Origin of the sequence: Micromonospora sp. PLK6-60 (genome assembly GCF_019890675.1) — a bacterium.
Taxonomy (GTDB): Bacteria; Actinomycetota; Actinomycetes; order Mycobacteriales; family Micromonosporaceae; genus Micromonospora.
On record NZ_JAIOAA010000010.1, the window covers coordinates 94,589 to 111,913 of the forward strand.

Here is a 17,325-nt window from a genome sequence, read left to right on the forward strand (position 1 = left end):
GGGCGTCAAATAGCGGGCGCCCCGGAAGAGAAGAGAAGAAATGCTCATCAGCCAGCGACCGTCTCTCTCCGAAGAGTCGATCAACGAGACCCGCTCCCGGTTCACCATCGAGCCGCTGGAGCCGGGCTTCGGCTACACCCTCGGCAACTCGCTGCGGCGCACGCTGCTGTCGTCCATCCCGGGCGCGGCGGTCACCTCGATCAAGATCGACGGTGTGCTGCACGAGTTCACCACGATCCCCGGGGTCAAGGAGGACGTGGTCGAGCTCGTCATGAACATCAAGGAGCTCTGCGTCAGCTCCGAGCACGACGAGCCGGTCAGCATGTACCTGCGCAAGCAGGGCCCGGGCGACGTGACCGCCGGTGACATCCAGCCCCCGGCCGGTGTCTCGGTGCACAACCCGGACCTGAAGCTCGCCACCCTCAACGGCAAGGGCCGGCTCGACATGGAGCTGACCGTCGAGCGGGGTCGTGGCTACGTCACGGCGGCGCAGAACAAGCAGGCGGGCGCCGAGATCGGCCGGATCCCGGTCGACTCGATCTACTCGCCGGTGCTGAAGGTGACCTACCGGGTCGAGGCGACCCGGGTCGAGCAGCGGACCGACTTCGACCGGCTGATCATCGACGTCGAGACCAAGCCGTCGATGGGCCCGCGTACCGCGCTGGCCTCCGCCGGGTCGACGCTGGTGGAGCTCTTCGGACTGGCCCGGGAGCTGGACGAGACCGCCGAGGGCATCGACATCGGGCCGTCCCCGCAGGACGCCCAGCTCGCGGCGGACCTGGCCCTGCCGATCGAGGAGCTGGACCTGACCGTCCGCTCCTACAACTGCCTCAAGCGCGAGGGCATCAACTCCGTTGGTGAGCTCATCGGGCGCACCGAGGCCGACCTCCTCGACATCCGCAACTTCGGTCAGAAGTCGATCGACGAGGTCAAGATGAAGCTCGCCGGGATGGGCCTGGGTCTGAAGGACTCGGCTCCGAACTTCGACCCGGCGCACGTCGTGGACGCCTTCGGTGAGGCCGACTACGACACCGACGACTACCGCGAGACCGAGCAGCTCTAAGTCCGGCTGCCGCCACATCTGAGGAGCACCAACAATGCCCACGCCCACCAAGGGCCCCCGCCTCGGCGGCAGCCCCGCGCACGAGCGGCTCATGCTGGCCAACCTGGCCACCGCGCTGTTCCAGCACGGCAAGATCCAGACCACCGAGACGAAGGCCCGGCGGCTGCGTCCGCTGGCCGAGCAGCTCATCACCAAGGCCAAGCGCGGCGACCTCGCGTCCCGCCGGCGGGTGGCGGGCGTCGTCAAGGACAAGGACGTGGTCTTCAACCTGTTCGACCAGATCGCGCCCCGGTACGCCAACCGGCAGGGCGGCTACACCCGGATCGTGAAGACCGGTCCGCGCAAGGGTGACGCCGCTCCGATGGCGATCATCGAGCTGGTCGAGGAGCTGGCGGTCGCCGCGCCGAAGGCGAACAAGAAGACCGCCGGTCGCAAGGCCGCCCAGCAGGACAAGGTCGAGGCCCTGGCCCCGGCCGAGGAGACCCCGCGCTCCACCGAGGGCGACCAGGACGCCGAGGCTCCGGTGTCGGCCTCCGGTGACACCGCCGCCGCCCGCGAGGACAGCGACGAGGCCACCGAGAACAAGGCCTGAGCGTCAGGCAGCATCGTCGGGCCCGGCATCCCTCACGGGGTGCCGGGCCCGACGCGTGAACGGGAGGTACGAGGTGGACGAGCGGACCCGGCTGCGGCTGGACGTCTCGTACGACGGCACCGACTTCTCCGGCTGGGCCGCCCAGCCGACCCGGCGGACCGTCGCCGGGGTGCTGATGGAGCTGGTGGACCTGGTGCTGGGTGCGGGCACCGCCACCGGGCTGACCGTGGCGGGGCGCACCGACGCCGGGGTGCACGCCACCGGGCAGGTGTGTCACCTCGACCTGCCCACCGCCGTCTGGCGCGAGCACGAGGGGCGGCTGCTGCGCCGGCTGGCCCGGCTGCTCCCCGGTGACGTCCGGGTACGCGCCATGACCGAGGTCCCGGCCACCTTCGACGCCCGCTTCTCGGCCACCTTCCGGCGGTACGAGTACCGGGTCACCGACGCCCCGTGGGGGGCCGAGCCGCTGCGCCGGCGGGACACCCTCGCGTGGCCGAAGCCGCTGGACCTGGCGGCGCTGAACGCCGCCGCCGCGGGCCTGGTGGGGGAGCACGACTTCGCCGCGTACTGCCGGCGCAAGGAGAACGCCACCACGCTGCGCGAGGTGACCCGGCTGGACTGGCGGCGCGACCCGGACGGGATCCTGGTCGCCACCGTGCGGGCCGACGCGTTCTGCCAGAACATGGTGCGCAGCCTGGTCGGCGCGATGCTGGTCGCCGGGGACGGCCGCCGGCCGGTCCAGTGGCCGGCGAGCCTGCTCAGCCGGCGGGAGCGCGCCAGCGAGGTGACCGTCGCGCCGGCGCACGGCCTGGCCCTGGTCGAGGTCGGCTATCCCACCGACCCCGCCGAGTACGCCCGCCGCGCCGACCTGACCCGACGCCTCCGCGTGCCGCTCACCGAGGCCTGACCCCGCCCGCTGCCGCCTGCGGCGGCCAGCCCGCTCCCCATCTCGTCGATCATGGAGTTAGCCGGGTGAGATGTCCCAGTTCGGGGCCGCCAACTCCATGATCGACACGCGGGAGGGGGTCAGTCGCCGGGTAGTTCGTCTGGGTCGGTGCCGCGCTGGGTGGCCGTCGAGCTGCCGGCGGTGGGTTGGCTGGCCACCCCGCCGGCGGCCCGCCGTTCCAGCACGCCCTGGTTCAGGTACAGCTCGATCATGTCGAAGAGGATCTCCCGGGCGGCCGGGTCGCCGGCCTTGACCGCCTCGCCGTCGGCCCGGGTGACCAGGCAGTAGGCGAGGTAGTGGCCGCGTACCTGCCAGCCCACCCGGGCCGCCGCCCGGGCCACCGCCTCGGTGTCCTCGCCGGCCGCCATGCCGCGGAACCGTCCCTGTCGCTCGTCGAGCAACTGCCGGACCCGGTCCCGGGCCCGCTGGGCGCTGGCCACGTCGGTCAGGTTGAACAGCCCGGCGGTGAGCAGGTGGTCGCCGTCGGGGGAGCGGAGCGTCGCCCGGACCACCTGGTTGCAGCCGAGCCGGACCAGCAGGTCGGCGACCTCGCCGGTGGCCGCGACCTTGCAGTCGCCGCCGGCCTGGGTCTTGAGCACCCGGTAGGCGGGCCGGCCGTCCGCGACGATCAGCTTCTGGCCGGGGAAGACCTCCTTCGCCGTCAGCGGCGCCTGGTCGGTGTCCCGGGAGTCCAGGTCCTGCCGGCCGCTGTCGGCGGCCTGGGTGGACGGCAGGGCGGCCGGCGGGTCGGTCTGCCCCGCTCCCGGGTCGCCGGTGCGGTCGGCGAGCAGGGCCGCGCCGCCGAGCCCGAAGAGGGCGAGCAGCACGAGCACGGCCGCCCCGCCGGCCAGCGCCGGCCACAGCCGTCCGCCGCCCTGGCCGGTGTGCCGGCCGGGGGGCTGCTGCGGGGGGACCGTCGGCTGGTACGCCTGGGGGGCCGGCTGCGGCGGGTACCCGGCGGACCGGACGGGCGCCGGGCGGTCCGGTGGCGGCGGGTACGACCCGCCCCGGTCGGTCGGGGCGTACGCCGGCGCCGGTGGCGGGTACGGCCCGCGGTCGGTCGGGGCGTACGTCGGTTCCGACGGTGGCAGGGCGAGCCGGGTGGTCCGGGGCAGCGCCGGTGTCGGGAAGCGGGACGGCGAGGGCCCCGCCGACGGGGGCGGGCCGAGGCGGGGCCCCGGCAGCTCGACGTCCTGCCGCGGGTCCCCGTAGTCGTCCTCAGCGGACTCGTACCGATGCACCATGTGACATAGAGTAGGGTCCATTATCCCTTTAGAGGGTAATATCCGGAAATTGCGGCGCGAGTCGTGTGGAGGGTACCGGCCTACCGTCGACGGCGGGCCGCACCGGCGGTGCGACAATGCGGGCGTGACCGGCGACCACTACTTCACCGCTGAACCGTCCACCGCCGCGGCGCCGCGCGAGGTCGAGTTCTCCGTCGCCGGCCGCGACTACGCGCTCCGCTCCGCGGCCGGTGTCTTCTCCGCCGCCCGCCTCGACCCGGGCACCGCCGTGCTGCTGCGCAAGGCCGAACTGCCGGCCCCGGACACCACCGGAGCGCTGCTCGACCTCGGCTGCGGCTTCGGCCCGATCAGCTGCGTGCTGGCCAGCACCGCGCCGGCAGCCACCGTCTGGGCGGTCGACGTCAACGAGCGGGCCCGGGCGCTGACCGCGGCCAACGCCGAACGGGTCGGCGCCGCCGACCGGGTGCACGCCGTGGCGCCGGACGAGGTCCCGGCCGACCTCTCGTTCAGCCAGCTCTGGTCCAACCCGCCGATCCGGATCGGCAAGGCCGAACTGCACGAGCTGCTGCGGCGCTGGCTGCCCCGGCTCGCCCCGGACGGGGTGGCCTGGCTGGTCGTCGCCCGGCACCTCGGCGGCGACTCGCTGCACGGCTGGCTGGTCGAGCAGGGCTGGCGGGTCGACCGGCACGCCAGCCAGAAGGGCTACCGGGTGCTGCGGGTCACCCGGTAATCGAGTGTCGCCCGGCCCGGCACCTCGGGCAGGATGCCGGCGTGGGTTACGTGGACGTGGCAGCGGTCGGGCACATCCTCCCCGACGGTCGGGAGCTCTTCGCCGACGTGTCGTTCCGGGTCGGCGAGGGCGCCAAGGTGGCCCTGGTCGGTCCCAACGGCGCCGGCAAGACGACGCTGCTCCGGATGGTCTCCGGCGACCTGCCGGTGCGTACCGGCGCGATCGCCCGCTCCGGCGGGCTCGGGGTGATGCGGCAGTTCATCGGCATGATCGGCGACGAGTCCACGCTCGCCGACCTGGCGCTCTCGCTCGCCCCGCCGGCGCTGCGCGACGCCGGTCGCCGGCTGGTGGACACCGAGGCCGCCATGCGCGCGGCCGAGGCCCGCGGCAAGTTCAGCACCGCGGCCGGCAAGGCCCAGCTGGCGTACGCGGACGCGCTGGCCGCCTGGGGCGAAGCCGGCGGGTACGACGCCGAGGTGCTCTTCGACACCGTCACCACCATCGTGCTCGACCTGCCCTGGGACGCCGCCCGGGACCGCCCGGTCCGGACCCTCTCCGGCGGCCAGCAGAAGCGGTTCGCGCTGGAGCTGCTGCTGCGCGGCCCCGACGAGGTGCTGCTGCTCGACGAGCCGGACAACTTCCTCGACGTGCCGGGCAAACGCTGGCTGGAGGGCCGGCTGCGCGAGTCCGCCAAGTCGGTGCTCTACGTCTCGCACGACCGGGAGCTGCTGGCGCAGACCGCCGACCGGGTGGTCGCCGTGGAGGGCGGCAGCGCCTGGGTGCACCCGGCCGGCTTCGCCAGCTGGCACGCCGCCCGGGTGGCCCGGCACGCCCGCCTCGACGAGCTGCGCAAGCGGTGGGACGAGGAGCACCAGAAACTGCGCGAGCTGATGCTGATGTACAAGCAGAAGGCCGCGTACAACGACGGCATGGCCTCGCGCTACCAGGCCGCGCAGACCCGGCTGCGCAAGTTCGAGGAGGCCGGGCCGCCGCCCGTACCCCCGAAGGAGCAGGACATCCGGATGCGGCTGACCGGCGGGCGGACCGGCAAGCGCGCGGTGATCGCCGAGCAGCTGGAGCTGGACGGCCTGACCTACCCCTTCGACCTGGAGCTCTGGTACGGCGACCGGGTCGCCGTGCTGGGCGCCAACGGCACCGGCAAGTCGCACTTCCTGCGCCTGCTGGCGCGCGGCGGCACCGATCCCGACCCGGTCGACGGGCCGGTCGACGGCGCGCCCGCGCTGGCCCCGGTGGCGCACGACGGGGTGGTCCGGCTCGGCGCCCGGGTCCGGCCCGGCCACTTCTCGCAGACCCACGACCGGCCGGAGCTGACCGAGCGGACGCTCGTCGACATCCTCTGGCGGGGCGACGCCCACCGGAGCGGCATGGACCGGCACTCGGCCATGGCGGCCCTCGGCCGGTACGAGCTGGCCGGCCAGGGCGACCAGCGGTTCGGCAGCCTCTCCGGCGGCCAGCAGGCCCGGTTCCTGGTGCTGCTGCTGGAGCTGTCCGGGGCGACCCTGCTGCTGCTCGACGAGCCGACCGACAACCTCGACCTGGCCTCGGCGGAGGCGCTGGAGGCCGGGCTGGCGGCGTTCGACGGCACGGTCGTCGCGGTCACCCACGACCGGTGGTTCACCCGGTCCTTCGACCGGTTCGTGTTGTTCCGCGGCGACGGGGAAGTGGTGGAGACCGCCGAACCGGTCTGGGACGTGGCGTGATCGACGAGCGGTCGGCCGCGCGGTTGTGCGCGGTGGACGGCGTGCTGGCGGTCGCGCTGGGTGGCAGTCGGGCCCGCGGCACACACCGGCCCGACTCCGACTGGGACCTCGGGCTCTACTACCGGGGCGAGCTGGACGTGGCCGGGCTGCGGGCGCTGGCCGCCGACGTCGCCGACGAGCCGGCGGAGCCGACCGCCCCCGGCGGCTGGGGGCCGTGGGTGGACGGCGGTGGCTGGCTGCGGGTCGGCGGGGCCGACGTCGACTGGATCTACCGGGACCTCGACCGGGTGCACCGGGTCTGGGCGGACTGCCGCGCCGGCCGGTACGAGGTGGGTGTGCAGGCCGGCCACCCGCTCGGCTTCTACTCCCACACGTACGCCGGGGAGGTGGCGCTGTCCCGGGTGCTGGCCGACCCGACCGGCGAGCTGACCGCGCTGCGGGCGCAGACGCTGGCGTACCCGGCGGCGCTGGGCGACGCGCTGGTGGATGGCGGGTGGGAGGCCGGATTCCTGGTCGACAACGCGGCGAAGGCGGCCTCCACCGGCGACGCGGCGTACGTCGCCGGTTGCCTGTTCCGGGCGGTCGGGGTGCTGGTCCAGGCGCTGCACGGCCGGGCCGGGCGGTGGCTGGTCAACGAGAAGGGCATGGTCGCCGCGGCGGGGCGGCTGCCCGGTGCGCCGCCCGATTTCGCGTCCCGCGCGCAGGCGTTGCTCGGTGCCGTCGGGCGTACCCCCGACGAGTTGGCGCGGACCCTGGCCGACGCGCGGCGGCTGGTCGCCGACGTGGTCGGCGACCGTCGGGGGCGCGGCGGGCCGGCATAGGGTGGATCTCGTGACAGAGATGACCTACCGCCGGTTGGGCGACTCCGGGCTCGTGGTGTCCGTGGTCGGCGTCGGCTGCAACAACTTCGGCCGCAAGCTCGACCTCGACGGCACCCGGGCGGTGGTCGACGCCGCGCTGGACGCCGGGATCAACTTCTTCGACACCGCCGACATCTACGGCGAGCCGGAGGGCGGCTCGGAGGAACTGCTCGGGCAGGCGCTCAAGGGGCACCGGGACGACGTGGTGATCGCCACCAAGTTCGGCATGGACATGAACGGGCGCAACGGCCCCGACCACGGTGCCCGGGGCTCCCGGCGGTACATCGCCCGCGCGGTCGAGGCGTCGCTGCGCCGGCTCGGCACCGACCACATCGACCTCTACCAGATGCACGAACCCGACCCGGGCACCCCGATCGACGAGACCCTCGCCGCGCTGGACGACCTGGTCCGCGCCGGCAAGGTCCGCTACCTGGGCAACTCCAACTTCGCCGGCTGGCAGATCGCCGACGCCGACTGGACGGCGTCGACGCGGGGCCGGACCCGGTTCGTCAGCGCGCAGAACCAGTACTCCCTGCTGGAGCGGGACGTCGAGGACGAGGTCGTCCCCGCCTGCGAGCGGTTCGGGCTGGGCCTGCTGCCGTTCTTCCCGCTGGCGGACGGTCTGCTCACCGGCAAGTACAAGCGGGGCGAGGCGCCGCCGGCCGGCAGCCGGCTCTCCGGCGGCGGCCGGTACGCCCGGCGGCTCGCCGCCGCGAAGTGGGACGTCATCGAGGCGATCGAGGCGTACGCGGCCGAGCGGGGGATCGGCCTGCTGGACGTGGCGATCGGCGGGCTGGCCGCCCGGCCCGCGGTGACCTCGGTCATCGCCGGTGCCACCACGCCCGACCAGGTCCGCGCCAACGCCGCCGCCGGCACGTGGCAGCCCACCGACGAGGACCTGGCCGCGCTCGACGTCATCCTCTGACCCGCCCCGCCCCGCCCTGCCCCGCGCGGCGCGGCGCCGGTGGTGGTGGTGCCCGAGGTGAGTGCCGTCCCGGGGGCGGTGGGGTCGGTTCGTGCCCTACCAACTTGATGACGTAAACGAATCACCGCCCGCTGTCCGCCTCGTGGCGAACAGGCAAAACTCGGCCGTGCTGGAGCCGGACGATTCGTTTGTGACATCAAGTTGGTAGGGCCCGGGACAGCGGCGGTCCCGGCGTGGGCCCGGACTGTCGGGTGCCGGCGTGGGCCCGGACTGTCAGGTGGTGGGGTCGCCGGGGCCGGGGCCGGGGTTGTCCGGTTGGCGGGTGCGGCGGGCGGCGAGCACGCCCAGCAGCGCCAGCACGGCGAGGACGGGTACCGCGACGGCGATCGGCCACCACGGCCGGCCGGCGTCACCAGCAGCCGCCCGGTTCTCCGCCCCGGCGCCGGTCGCGGGCCCGCCGGTCGCCCCGCTCGCCCGGCCGGTCGCCGGGTCGCTCGCGCCGCCGGTCGCCCCGCCGGCCGCCGGCTTCCCGGCCGGTCCGCTCGGCGACGGGCTGCCCGCCGGCCGCTGCCCGTCGACCTGCTGACCGGCGGGTACCGGCACGGCCGCCGGACGGGCATCGACCTGGGCGGTCGCCCGGGCCGCGGTGGGGGCGGGCGCGGTGACGGTGACCTTCCACCGGCCCGGCGAGAGCAGCGGGCCGCTGGAGTAGAAGCCCTCACCCTCGACGCTCGGCACCAGTTGCACCGGGCCGACCTTCCGGCCGTCCGCGCCGGCCGCGGTCAGCACCAGCCGGACCGGCTCGGTCAGCGGGTGCCCGTCGGCGTGGCTGGCCTGCACGGTGACCCCGGTGGCGCCGTCCCCGGCCACCACCAGCTTCAGCTTGCCGCCGTGCGCGGCGGCCGGGGCGACGGTCAGCACCGCCAGCCACAGGCCGGCCAGCACGGCGAGCACTCTGCGGGTACGCATCGTGTCACTCCTCCCGATACGGGTGGGCTCCCCGCCCGCCGCCGGGTCGGCGGCGGGCGGGGAGCCCGGGTGGGTCAGAGCTTGCGGCCGGGGGCGATCCGGGTGGGATCGCCGTCGAGCCGGCCGGTGCCCTGGACCGGCTTGCCCTTGTTCGCCTTTACTCCGGTCTGGCCGACGGTGCCGCCCAGCCGGACGATCATCGCGTCGGCGTCCCGGACCAGGACGTCCCGGATCTCAGCCTCGGTCACCAGCTTGGTGTCCGCGGCCAGCGTCCGGAACTCGCCGAGCAGCTTGATCGCCCGGGTGTCGTTGCCCGCCGCCTCGGCCTTGCGTACCGCGTCCAGCTTGGTGCTGAGCTGCTGGTGGGCCTTGGTGGTGAGCCGCCCGGTCGCCTTGAACCGGTCCAGCAGGTTCTGCATGTCCCGGAACGAGGTGGTGACGAAGAACCGGACGTTCGAGGTGGTGCTGTTGCCCGCCTTGTCGGTCGCGGTCACCGTCAGCTCGTGCAGGCCGAGCGGCAGCTCGTACATGGCCTGCAGGGTGCCGCTGGCGTACGCCTTGCCGTCCAGCTTGCCGACCGTGCTCCGCAGCCCGGAGGTCGGGTCGACCGCCTGCCAGGAGATCCGGACGTCCTGGCTGTCCCCGTAGAGCTGACCGTCGGCGATCCCGGACACCAGCAGCGTCGGCGCGGTGCCGTCGATCTGGAGCACCGCCGACTTCAGCGTCTCGGCGTTGCCGGCGTTGTCGGTGGCCCGGTAGAGCAGCTCGTGCCGCCCGTCGCCGGTCACCTGCACCGGCTCGGTGTACGGGGTCCACGCGCCGCCGTCGAGGGAGAACTCCAGCGACTTCACCCCGGAACCGGCGTCGGTGGCGGTGAGGACCACCGGCACCGTGCCGGCGTGCCAGCCCTCGTCACTCGGCGGCGCGAACGCCGCCGAGCTGACCGGCGCCGTGGCGTCGATCTTGATGGCGACCTTCTTGGTCTCCTCCACGTTGCCGGCCTCGTCGACCGAGCGGAACCGCACCTCGTGCTCACCGTCGCCGCTGACGGCCACCGGGGCGGTGTACGCCGTCCAGGTGGTGGCCCCGTCGAGCTGGTACTCGGTGCGCGCCACCCCGCTGCCGTTCGCCCCGTCGGTGGCGGCCAGCGTGACGGTGACCGGCCCGGTGTGCCAGCCGGCGGTCGGGGTGCCGGAGACCGTGGCGGTGGTCACCGGCGCGGTGCCGTCGACCTGCCCGGCGGTCAGCCGGAAGTAGTCGAAGAACACCGGCTTGGAGACCGCCGCGTTGGCCCCGAGGGTGAACAGGCCGACCTTCGGGGTCGCCCCGACGGCGGCGTTGGTCAACGCCTGCAGCGTTTGCCAGTTCTCGCCGTCCGGCGAGTACGAGGCGGTGAAGGTGTTGCCGGTGCGGGCCAGCCGCAGGTGCCAGACCGCCGAGGTCAGGTCGCTCACCTGGGGCTGCGGGTCCTGCACCGCTCCGCCGATCTCGCTGCGGAACTCGATCCGCCGGCTGACCGGCTGGCCGGCCTGGTTGTCCACGATGAAGTCGAACTTCAGGTAGTTGTCGTCGTCGGCGTGGACGATCAGACCCGCCTGCTGGTACTGCTCGGCCAGCTGGCTGCCGTCGACCCTCGTCTCGATGGTCCAGTCCCCGGACGGGGCGGTCTGCAGGATGAAGTTGGTCGGCCCGGTGTTGTCCGTGCCGTAGATGTCACCCTTCGGCACGTCGATCCGCAGCGCACCGTCGGTCACCCGGTACGTCAGCGGGTCCTCCCGCAGGATGGCGTTCCACCGGCACTTGTCCAGCGTGGTGCCGGTGAACTCGTCCGACGGGGCGACCGGTTCGGCCGGACCGTCCGGCGCGAACTGGAACCAGTCGAACACCGCGTCCACCACCGGTGCCTCGGTGCCGCCGTTGAGCGCGAAGACACCGATCCGCGGGTTGGTGATGCCGGCCAGGGCGGCGGCCCGGCCGACCGGGGTGAAGGTGCTGCCGTCGCCGGAGACGGCGGCGGTCAGGTTGGTGCCGTCGCTGATCAGCCGCACGTAGACGGTGTCACCGGCCGGCGCCGCGGTGGCGTCCGCCGACTCGTTGCGCGGCGTGCCGGCGGTCTCCCGGATGAACTCCACCCGGCGGCTGCCGTTGTAGAGCAGATCCACCTTGGCGTAGTTGTCGTCGTCGCCGTAGAGGAGCAGGCCCGCCTGCTGGTAGTTGGCGGTCACCGGCAGGGTGACCTTCGTGGTGGCCTGCCAGGCGCCGCTGGGTGCGGGCTGGAGCACCAGGTTGGTCGCGTCGTTGCGGGTGCCGTAGAGGTCACCCACCGCGGTGGGCAGCCGCAGCGAGCCGCCGGAGACCGAGTAGAGCTGGTTCTCCCGGACGACCGTCCAGCGGTCCTTGTCCAAGGTGCTGCCGAGGAAGTCGTCCGAGCGGGCCCCGAAGCAGGAGGTGTTCGGGGCGTCCACCTTCACGGTGACCGTCGCGTACGCCTTCGCGCCGCGCTTGTCGGTCACGGTCAGGCTGGCCACGAACGTGCCCGGCGAGGTGTACGTGTGCCGCGCCTGCAACGTCGTCGCGGTGCCACCGTCGCCGAAGTCCCAGGCGTACGTCAGCGGGGTGTCGCCCTCGGCGTCGGTGGCCGTGCCGTCGAACTCCACCGTGACCGGCGCGGTGCCGGCGGTCGGCGTCGCGGTGGCGGTGACCACCGGCGGCGCGTTGTCGGTGACGCCTCGGCCGAGGAAGTCCATCCAGTTGACGTTGAACAGCGAGCCGGTGCCGCCGGCCGGGTCCTTCGCCACGAAGTACAGGCTGCCGGTGGCCCGGTCGGTCGCGGTGACCGGCACGGTGACGTCGGTGTACGTCTGCCAGGCGCCGGTGCCCGGCACGGTGGCGGTGGCGACCACCGGTCCGTCGACGGCGCCCGCGCGCACGTCGATCCGGCCGCCGGTGGTGGCCGAGGCGACCCGGAACCGGATCTGGTCGACGCCGGTCAGGTCGGCCGGCTGCACCGACCACCAGTCGCCGTCCTCGATGAAGCCGATGTTCTGGCCGCCGCCGGCGGTGTCGCTGGTGGTCTCCTTCTGCACGCCCGGGTCACCGCCGCCGGTGCTGCCCGGGGCCCGGCCGGTGGCGGTGTAGTACTCGGCCTGCTTCCGCTTGGGCTGCAACTGCTCGATCGCCCGGCCGGTGAGCGGGCCGGCGCCGCCGGCGCCCCCGTTGTCGGTGTAGGTCGCCTCGAAGACGGTGAAGACGTTCGCCTCGGCGCCGTGTCCGGAGGCGAGCGACGTCTGCACCACGCCGGTGCAGCCGGTGTGCTGCTCCAGCGGGTGGGCATGCTCGTCGTGGCCGAGCAGCACCTGGAGCTTGACCCGGTCGCAGTCGATGGTGCCGTCCTCCGGGTCGGTCACCTTGATCGTGTAGCGGACCTGGTCACCCCAGTCGAAGAAGCCGCCGTCCGGGGGGAACTCGATGGTCACGGTCGGCGCGGTGTTGCCGACGGTGACCGGCACGTTCGCCACCGCGGTACGGCCGTTGGGGTTGATGACCGTGAGCTGCGCGGTGTAGTTGCCGGCCGTGGCGTACGTGTGGGTCGGGTTGGCCTCGGTCGAGGTCTGCCCGTCGCCGAACTTCCAGGCGTACGTCAGCGTCCCGCCGTCCGGGTCCCGCGAGCCGGCGCTGGAGAACCGCACGGTCAGCGGCGCCGGGCCGGAGGTCGGGTCGGCGGTGGCCACCGCGATGGGGGCGCGGTCACCGGCGGTGTAGTCGATCCGGTAGACCCCGGAGTTGTCGTTGTTGCCGCCGAAGCCGCTGCCCCACTCGATCAGGTAGAGCGCGCCGTCCGGACCGAACTCGAAGTCCATCGGCCGGACCATGCTCATGCCGGTCAGCAGCTGGTTGATGTCGATCAGCTCGGTGCCGGAGCGGCCGACCTGCATGGTGTACATCTTGGACTGGTTCCACTCGCCGAACAGCGCCTTGCCGTCGTAGTAGGCCGGCCACTTGCGCTTCGACGTGCTGTCGGCGTCGTACCGGTAGACCGGGCCGCCCATCGGGGCGCCGCCGCCGCCGATCTCGGGGAAGCGCGGGTTGCCGCCGTAGTTGTAGTCGACGGTGGCCGGGACGACCGGCGGCAGGGTGGTCAGTCCGGTGTTGTTCGGCGACTCGTTCACCGGGGCCGCGCAGTTGAACTTCGCACCGCTCGGACCGGACGGGAACTGGTAGTCGTTGTAGGCGACGTTCTGCCCCACGCAGTACGGCCAGCCGAAGTTGCCGGGCGCCTTGACGATGTTCCACTCCACCGTGTTGCCCGGGCCGCGCTCGGCGTTGGCGCTGCCGGCGTCGGGGCCGTAGTCGGCGACGTACAGGGTGTCGGTGGCCGGGTCGATGCCGATCCGGAACGGGTTGCGGAAGCCCATCGCGTAGATCTCGGGGCGGGTCTTCGCGGTGCCCGGGGCGAAGAGGTTACCGGCCGGCACGGTGTAGCTGCCGTCGTCCTCCGGGTGGATCCGGATCACCTTGCCGCGCAGGTCGTTGGTGTTGCCCGAGGTGCGCTGCGCGTCATAGTCCTGCCGGCCGGGCCGCTCGTCGATCGGGGTGTACCCGCTGGACTCGAACGGGTTGGTGTTGTCCCCGGTGGCCAGGTAGAGGTTGCCGGCGCTGTCGAAGGTCATCGTGCCGCCGGCGTGGCAGCAGGTGTTGCGCTGGGTGTCGACCCGCAGCACGTCCTTGCGGCTGGCCGGGTCGAGGGCGTCACCGTTGACGGTGAACCGGGAGATCAGGTTGCGGGACACCCCGTCGTTCGGCGCCCAGTAAAGGTAGATCCACTTGTTGGTGGCGAAATCGGGGTCGAGGCGCAGGCCGAGCAGGCCGTCCTCGTTGCCGGTGAACACGTTCAACGTCAGCGCGGTGACCGTGCTGACGCTGTCCGGCTTGATGATCTGCACCCGGCCGTCGCGCTCGGCGTAGAAGACCCGGCCGTCCGCGGCGATGTCCAGCTCCATCGGGTTGCTGGTGTTGCTGTCCAGGGTGACCTTCTCGAAGCTGCTGGTCTTCGAGGCCGCGCAGTCGCCGCGCTCCACCCCGGCCGCGGTCCGGATGCCGCCGAGCAGGTGGGTGAGGAACTCGGGCTCGGCGTACGACTCCCGGGTGTGCCCGCCGCCGGTGTACCAGGCCCGCCCGCCGTCGAAGTCCTGGCACCAGGCGATCGGGTGGTCATGGCCCATCGCGCCGGCGCCCGGGGTGTAGCTCGTCTCGTCCAGGCTGGACAGCACGTGCACCTTGGCGCGCGGGTTGGTCCGGAAGTTGTACCACTCGTCGAACCGGGACCAGCGCTCCGGCAGGTGCGCGGTGGACGGGTGGGCCGGGTCCTCGACCTTGACGGTGGCCTGCTGGTTGGCCGGGTGGTTGGCGAACCAGGCGCCGACCAGGTCGCCGTACCAGGGCCAGCTGTACTCGGTGTCGGAGGCGGCGTGGATGCCGACGTAGCCGCCGCCCGCCTTGATGTACCGCTCGAAGGCGGCCTGCTGGTCGGCGTCGAGCACGTCGCCGGTGGTGGAGAGCCAGATCACCGCGCGGTACTTGGCGAGGTTGGCGTCGGTGAAGGCCGCGCCGTCCTCGGTGGTGTCGACGGTGAAGCCGTTGTCGGCGCCGAGCTTCTGGATGGCGGCGATGCCGGTGGGGATCGAGTCGTGCCGGAAACCGGCGGTCTTCGAGAAGATCAGCACGGAGAACGCCTCGGCGGCCTGGGCCGCGGGTGCCGCTGCGGCGGCCTGGGCCGCGGGTGCCGGCGCGGCGGCCGGGGCAGCGCTCGCGGAGGCCGGCGCGGGGGCGCCGAGCAGCACGGTCGACGCCACGCTGAGGGAGAGCAGGGCTACGGGGATTCTTGGTCGACGATGCCGGGGGTGACGGCGGAACAAGGACACGAGGTCTCCTTCGTCCGGTGTGGACGTCCTGCGGGAGCGGCTCGCCGAAGACCGCCCGATCCGACTGCGGGGCGCCCCGCCAGCAGGGCGTCCCCGGTCCGCGAATTTTTGTCGAATCGCTGAACAAATTAGTTCCGGTCCATGTGTGCCGGGCAAGGGAAATGCTTGTAACGGTTCGGTAACGGCACGTCGCATTCCCTCCTAGAGGCATCCAAAGGGGATAGCGGGCCGCCTCCGCCCACCCGGGCTTGGCGGATCCGCCGATCCGTCGTACGGTGACAACCACGTAACCCACGGGAGCCCGGTGCACCGGGCTGAGAGGGGGGCTGTGCGCCCCCGACCGTCGAACCTGATCCGGGTAATGCCGGCGCAGGGAGGAGAGTTGCCGTGCCGTCCCTGGGACGACTGCATCTGATCACCGACACCCGGCCCGGCCGGGACCCGCTCGGCGTGCTGCGCGCCGCACTGCCGGTGGCCCGCGCCGAACTGGTCGTCCAGGTCCGGGTGACCGACGACGCCACCGACCGCGAGGCGTACGAGCTGACCCGCGCGGCGGTCGCGCTCTGCCGGCCGTACGGGGCGACCTGCCTGGTCAACGACCGGCTGCACGTGGCGCTGGCGGCCGGCGCCGACGGCGGGCACGTCGGCGCGGACGACCTGCCCGTCGAGGCGGCCCGCCGGGTGCTCGGGCCCACGGCGGTGCTCGGCGCCACCGCCCGGACACCGGGCACCGCCGCCGTGGCGGTCGCCGCCGGGGCCGGCTACCTCGGCGTCGGCCCCTGCCACGCCACCGACACCAAGACCGGCCTGCCCGACCCGATCGGCCCGGCGGGCGTACGGGCGGTCGCCGGGGCGGTGTCCGTGCCGGTGATCGCCATCGGCGGGGTGACCGCCGCGACGGTGCCGGCGCTGCGCGCCGCCGGGGCGTACGGGGTGGCGGTGGTCGGCGCGATCTCCGGCGCCACCGACCCGGCCCGCGCCACCGCCGAGCTGATCGCGTCGCTGACGTGTTAACAGGGGGCCCCGCCTCTACCGGAGGCGTTAACAGGGGGCCCTTCCTTGCCGATGTGGGGGTGGTGGGGGCGGGGCCGGTGGGGTTGGCCATCGCGTGGCGGTGCGCGGCCCGGGGGCTGCGGGTCGTGGTGCACGATCCGGCGCCCGGGTCGGGGGCGTCGCACGTCGCCGCCGGGATGCTGTCGCCGGTGGCCGAGGCGTACTTCGGCGAGCGGGAGCTGACCGGGCTGCTCGCCGAGTCCGCCGCCCGCTGGCCCGGGTTCGCCGCCGAGCTGACCGAGGCGTCCGGCGCCGACCTCGGCTACCGCACCGACGGGACGCTGGTGGTCGGGCTGACCGCCGACGACCTGGCCGAGGCGCGCCGGCTCTGGGCGTACCAGCAGGGGCTGGGGCTGCCCATCACCGCCCTGCGCCCGTCGCAGCTGCGGGACCGCGAACCGGCGCTGGCGCCCCGGCTGCGCGGCGGCGCGGTCGCCCCCGGCGACCACCAGGTCGATCCGCGCCGGCTGGTCGCCGCGCTGCGCACCGCCGCCCGGCGGGCCGGCGCCACGCTGCTGCCCGGCGCGGTCACCGCGCTGGGCGAGGTGGCCGCGCCGGTGGTCGTCGTCGCCGCCGGCTGCGGCACGGCCGCGCTGACCGGGCTGCCGGTCCGGCCGGTGAAGGGCCAGGTGCTCCGGCTCCGCGCGCCCGGCGGCGGTGCGCCGGGCTTCCGGCACGTGATCCGCGGGTACGCCGACGGCGAGTCGGTCTACCTGGTGCCCCGGGCCGGCGGCGAGGTGGTGGTCGGGGCGACCGTCGAGGAGCGCACCGACACCGAGGTGACCGCCGGCGCGGTGCTGCGGCTGCTGCGCGCCGCCGTCGACCTGGTCCCCGAGCTGGCCGAGTACGACCTGGCCGAGGCGTCCGCCGGGCTGCGCCCCGGCACGCCCGACAACGCGCCGATCATCGGCGCGCTGCCCGGCCGGCCCGGCGTGCTCGCCGCCACCGGGCACCACCGGCACGGCATCGTGCTCACCCCGGTCACCGCCGACCTGGTCGCCGAGCTGATCGTCACCGGCACCCCGGACCCGCTGCTCGCCCCGTTCCGGCCGGACCGGTTCGCCGGCCCGGCCGGGCACCCCGTCACGCAGGAGGAGACGTGGAACTGACCGTCAACGGCGCCGGGCGGCACGTGCCCGGCGGAACGAGCGTCGAGGACCTGGTCCGCGCCGTCACCGACCAGCGGCGCGGGCTCGCCGTCGCGGTGAACGGGGAGGTGGTCCCGCGCGGCGGCTGGCCGGCCACCGTGCTGCGCGACGGCGACCGGGTCGAGGTGCTCAGCGCCGCCCAGGGCGGGTGAG

The 17,325-nt window shown here is 73.8% G+C and carries 13 protein-coding genes and 1 riboswitch; of the genes, 10 read left to right on the forward strand and 3 right to left on the reverse strand.

The window, feature by feature from the left end; all coding sequences use genetic code 11:
- The first annotated feature begins 40 nt into the window (after positions 1–40).
- From K7640_RS19705 to truA, 3 genes are all read left to right on the forward strand, one after another.
- The gene (locus K7640_RS19705) at positions 41–1,063 is read left to right on the forward strand and encodes a DNA-directed RNA polymerase subunit alpha (protein ID WP_007073009.1); all 1,023 of its coding nucleotides are present in this window, start codon (positions 41–43) and stop codon (positions 1,061–1,063) included.
- Positions 1,064–1,097: 34 nt separating this feature from the next.
- On the forward strand, positions 1,098–1,655 hold the full coding sequence (gene rplQ / locus K7640_RS19710; protein WP_222956329.1) for a 50S ribosomal protein L17: 558 nt from the start codon (positions 1,098–1,100) through the stop codon (positions 1,653–1,655).
- A 73-nt stretch (positions 1,656–1,728) separates the two neighbouring features.
- Entirely contained in the window at positions 1,729–2,562 is an 834-nt protein-coding gene (gene truA / locus K7640_RS19715; RefSeq protein WP_222956330.1) for a tRNA pseudouridine(38-40) synthase TruA, read from the forward strand.
- Between the two features lie 119 nt (positions 2,563–2,681).
- Here truA and K7640_RS19720 read toward each other — a convergent pair whose 3' ends face one another.
- A complete protein-coding gene (locus K7640_RS19720; RefSeq protein ID WP_222956331.1) occupies positions 2,682–3,845 on the reverse strand; it encodes a hypothetical protein in 1,164 nt (387 codons plus the stop codon).
- Between the two features lie 124 nt (positions 3,846–3,969).
- On the opposite strand from K7640_RS19720, the gene K7640_RS19725 reads away from it, so the two are divergent.
- The 4 genes from K7640_RS19725 to K7640_RS19740 are packed head-to-tail and all read left to right on the forward strand — an operon-like array spanning position 3,970 to position 8,081.
- On the forward strand, positions 3,970–4,575 hold the full coding sequence (locus K7640_RS19725) for a class I SAM-dependent methyltransferase (protein WP_222956332.1): 606 nt from the start codon (positions 3,970–3,972) through the stop codon (positions 4,573–4,575).
- 41 nt (positions 4,576–4,616) lie between these two features.
- Positions 4,617–6,296, forward strand: a complete 1,680-nt coding sequence (locus tag K7640_RS19730; protein ID WP_222956333.1) for an ATP-binding cassette domain-containing protein — start codon at positions 4,617–4,619, stop codon at positions 6,294–6,296.
- Positions 6,293–7,117, forward strand: a complete 825-nt coding sequence (locus K7640_RS19735; protein WP_222956334.1) for a nucleotidyltransferase domain-containing protein — start codon at positions 6,293–6,295, stop codon at positions 7,115–7,117. Before K7640_RS19730 ends, K7640_RS19735 begins: the two co-directional genes overlap by 4 nt.
- Position 7,118: 1 nt before the next feature.
- Positions 7,119–8,081 (forward strand): aldo/keto reductase, encoded by a 963-nt coding sequence (locus K7640_RS19740; protein WP_222956335.1) that lies wholly within the window; start codon positions 7,119–7,121, stop codon positions 8,079–8,081.
- Positions 8,082–8,354: 273 nt separating this feature from the next.
- Here K7640_RS19740 and K7640_RS19745 read toward each other — a convergent pair whose 3' ends face one another.
- Together K7640_RS19745 and K7640_RS19750 are read right to left on the reverse strand one after the other, a co-directional pair.
- Entirely contained in the window at positions 8,355–9,050 is a 696-nt protein-coding gene (locus tag K7640_RS19745; RefSeq protein ID WP_222956336.1) for a hypothetical protein, read from the reverse strand.
- Between the two features lie 74 nt (positions 9,051–9,124).
- Positions 9,125–14,902 (reverse strand): ThuA domain-containing protein, encoded by a 5,778-nt coding sequence (locus K7640_RS19750; protein WP_308042612.1) that lies wholly within the window; start codon positions 14,900–14,902, stop codon positions 9,125–9,127.
- A gap of 353 nt (positions 14,903–15,255) precedes the next feature.
- Positions 15,256–15,364: riboswitch (TPP riboswitch) on the forward strand.
- Here K7640_RS19750 and thiE point away from each other — a divergent pair.
- The 3 genes from thiE to thiS all read left to right on the forward strand — a co-directional run bounded on the left by thiE (position 15,359) and on the right by thiS (position 17,324).
- Positions 15,359–15,985, forward strand: a complete 627-nt coding sequence (thiE, locus tag K7640_RS19755) for a thiamine phosphate synthase (protein ID WP_222956337.1) — start codon at positions 15,359–15,361, stop codon at positions 15,983–15,985. (Overlaps the previous riboswitch by 6 nt.)
- A complete protein-coding gene (gene thiO / locus K7640_RS19760) occupies positions 15,979–17,133 on the forward strand; it encodes a glycine oxidase ThiO (RefSeq protein ID WP_222956338.1) in 1,155 nt (384 codons plus the stop codon). The genes thiE and thiO overlap by 7 nt, the downstream gene beginning before the upstream one ends.
- Positions 17,124–17,324, forward strand: a complete 201-nt coding sequence (gene thiS / locus K7640_RS19765; RefSeq protein WP_222956339.1) for a sulfur carrier protein ThiS — start codon at positions 17,124–17,126, stop codon at positions 17,322–17,324. Before thiO ends, thiS begins: the two co-directional genes overlap by 10 nt.
- The last annotated feature ends 1 nt before the right edge of the window (position 17,325 follow it).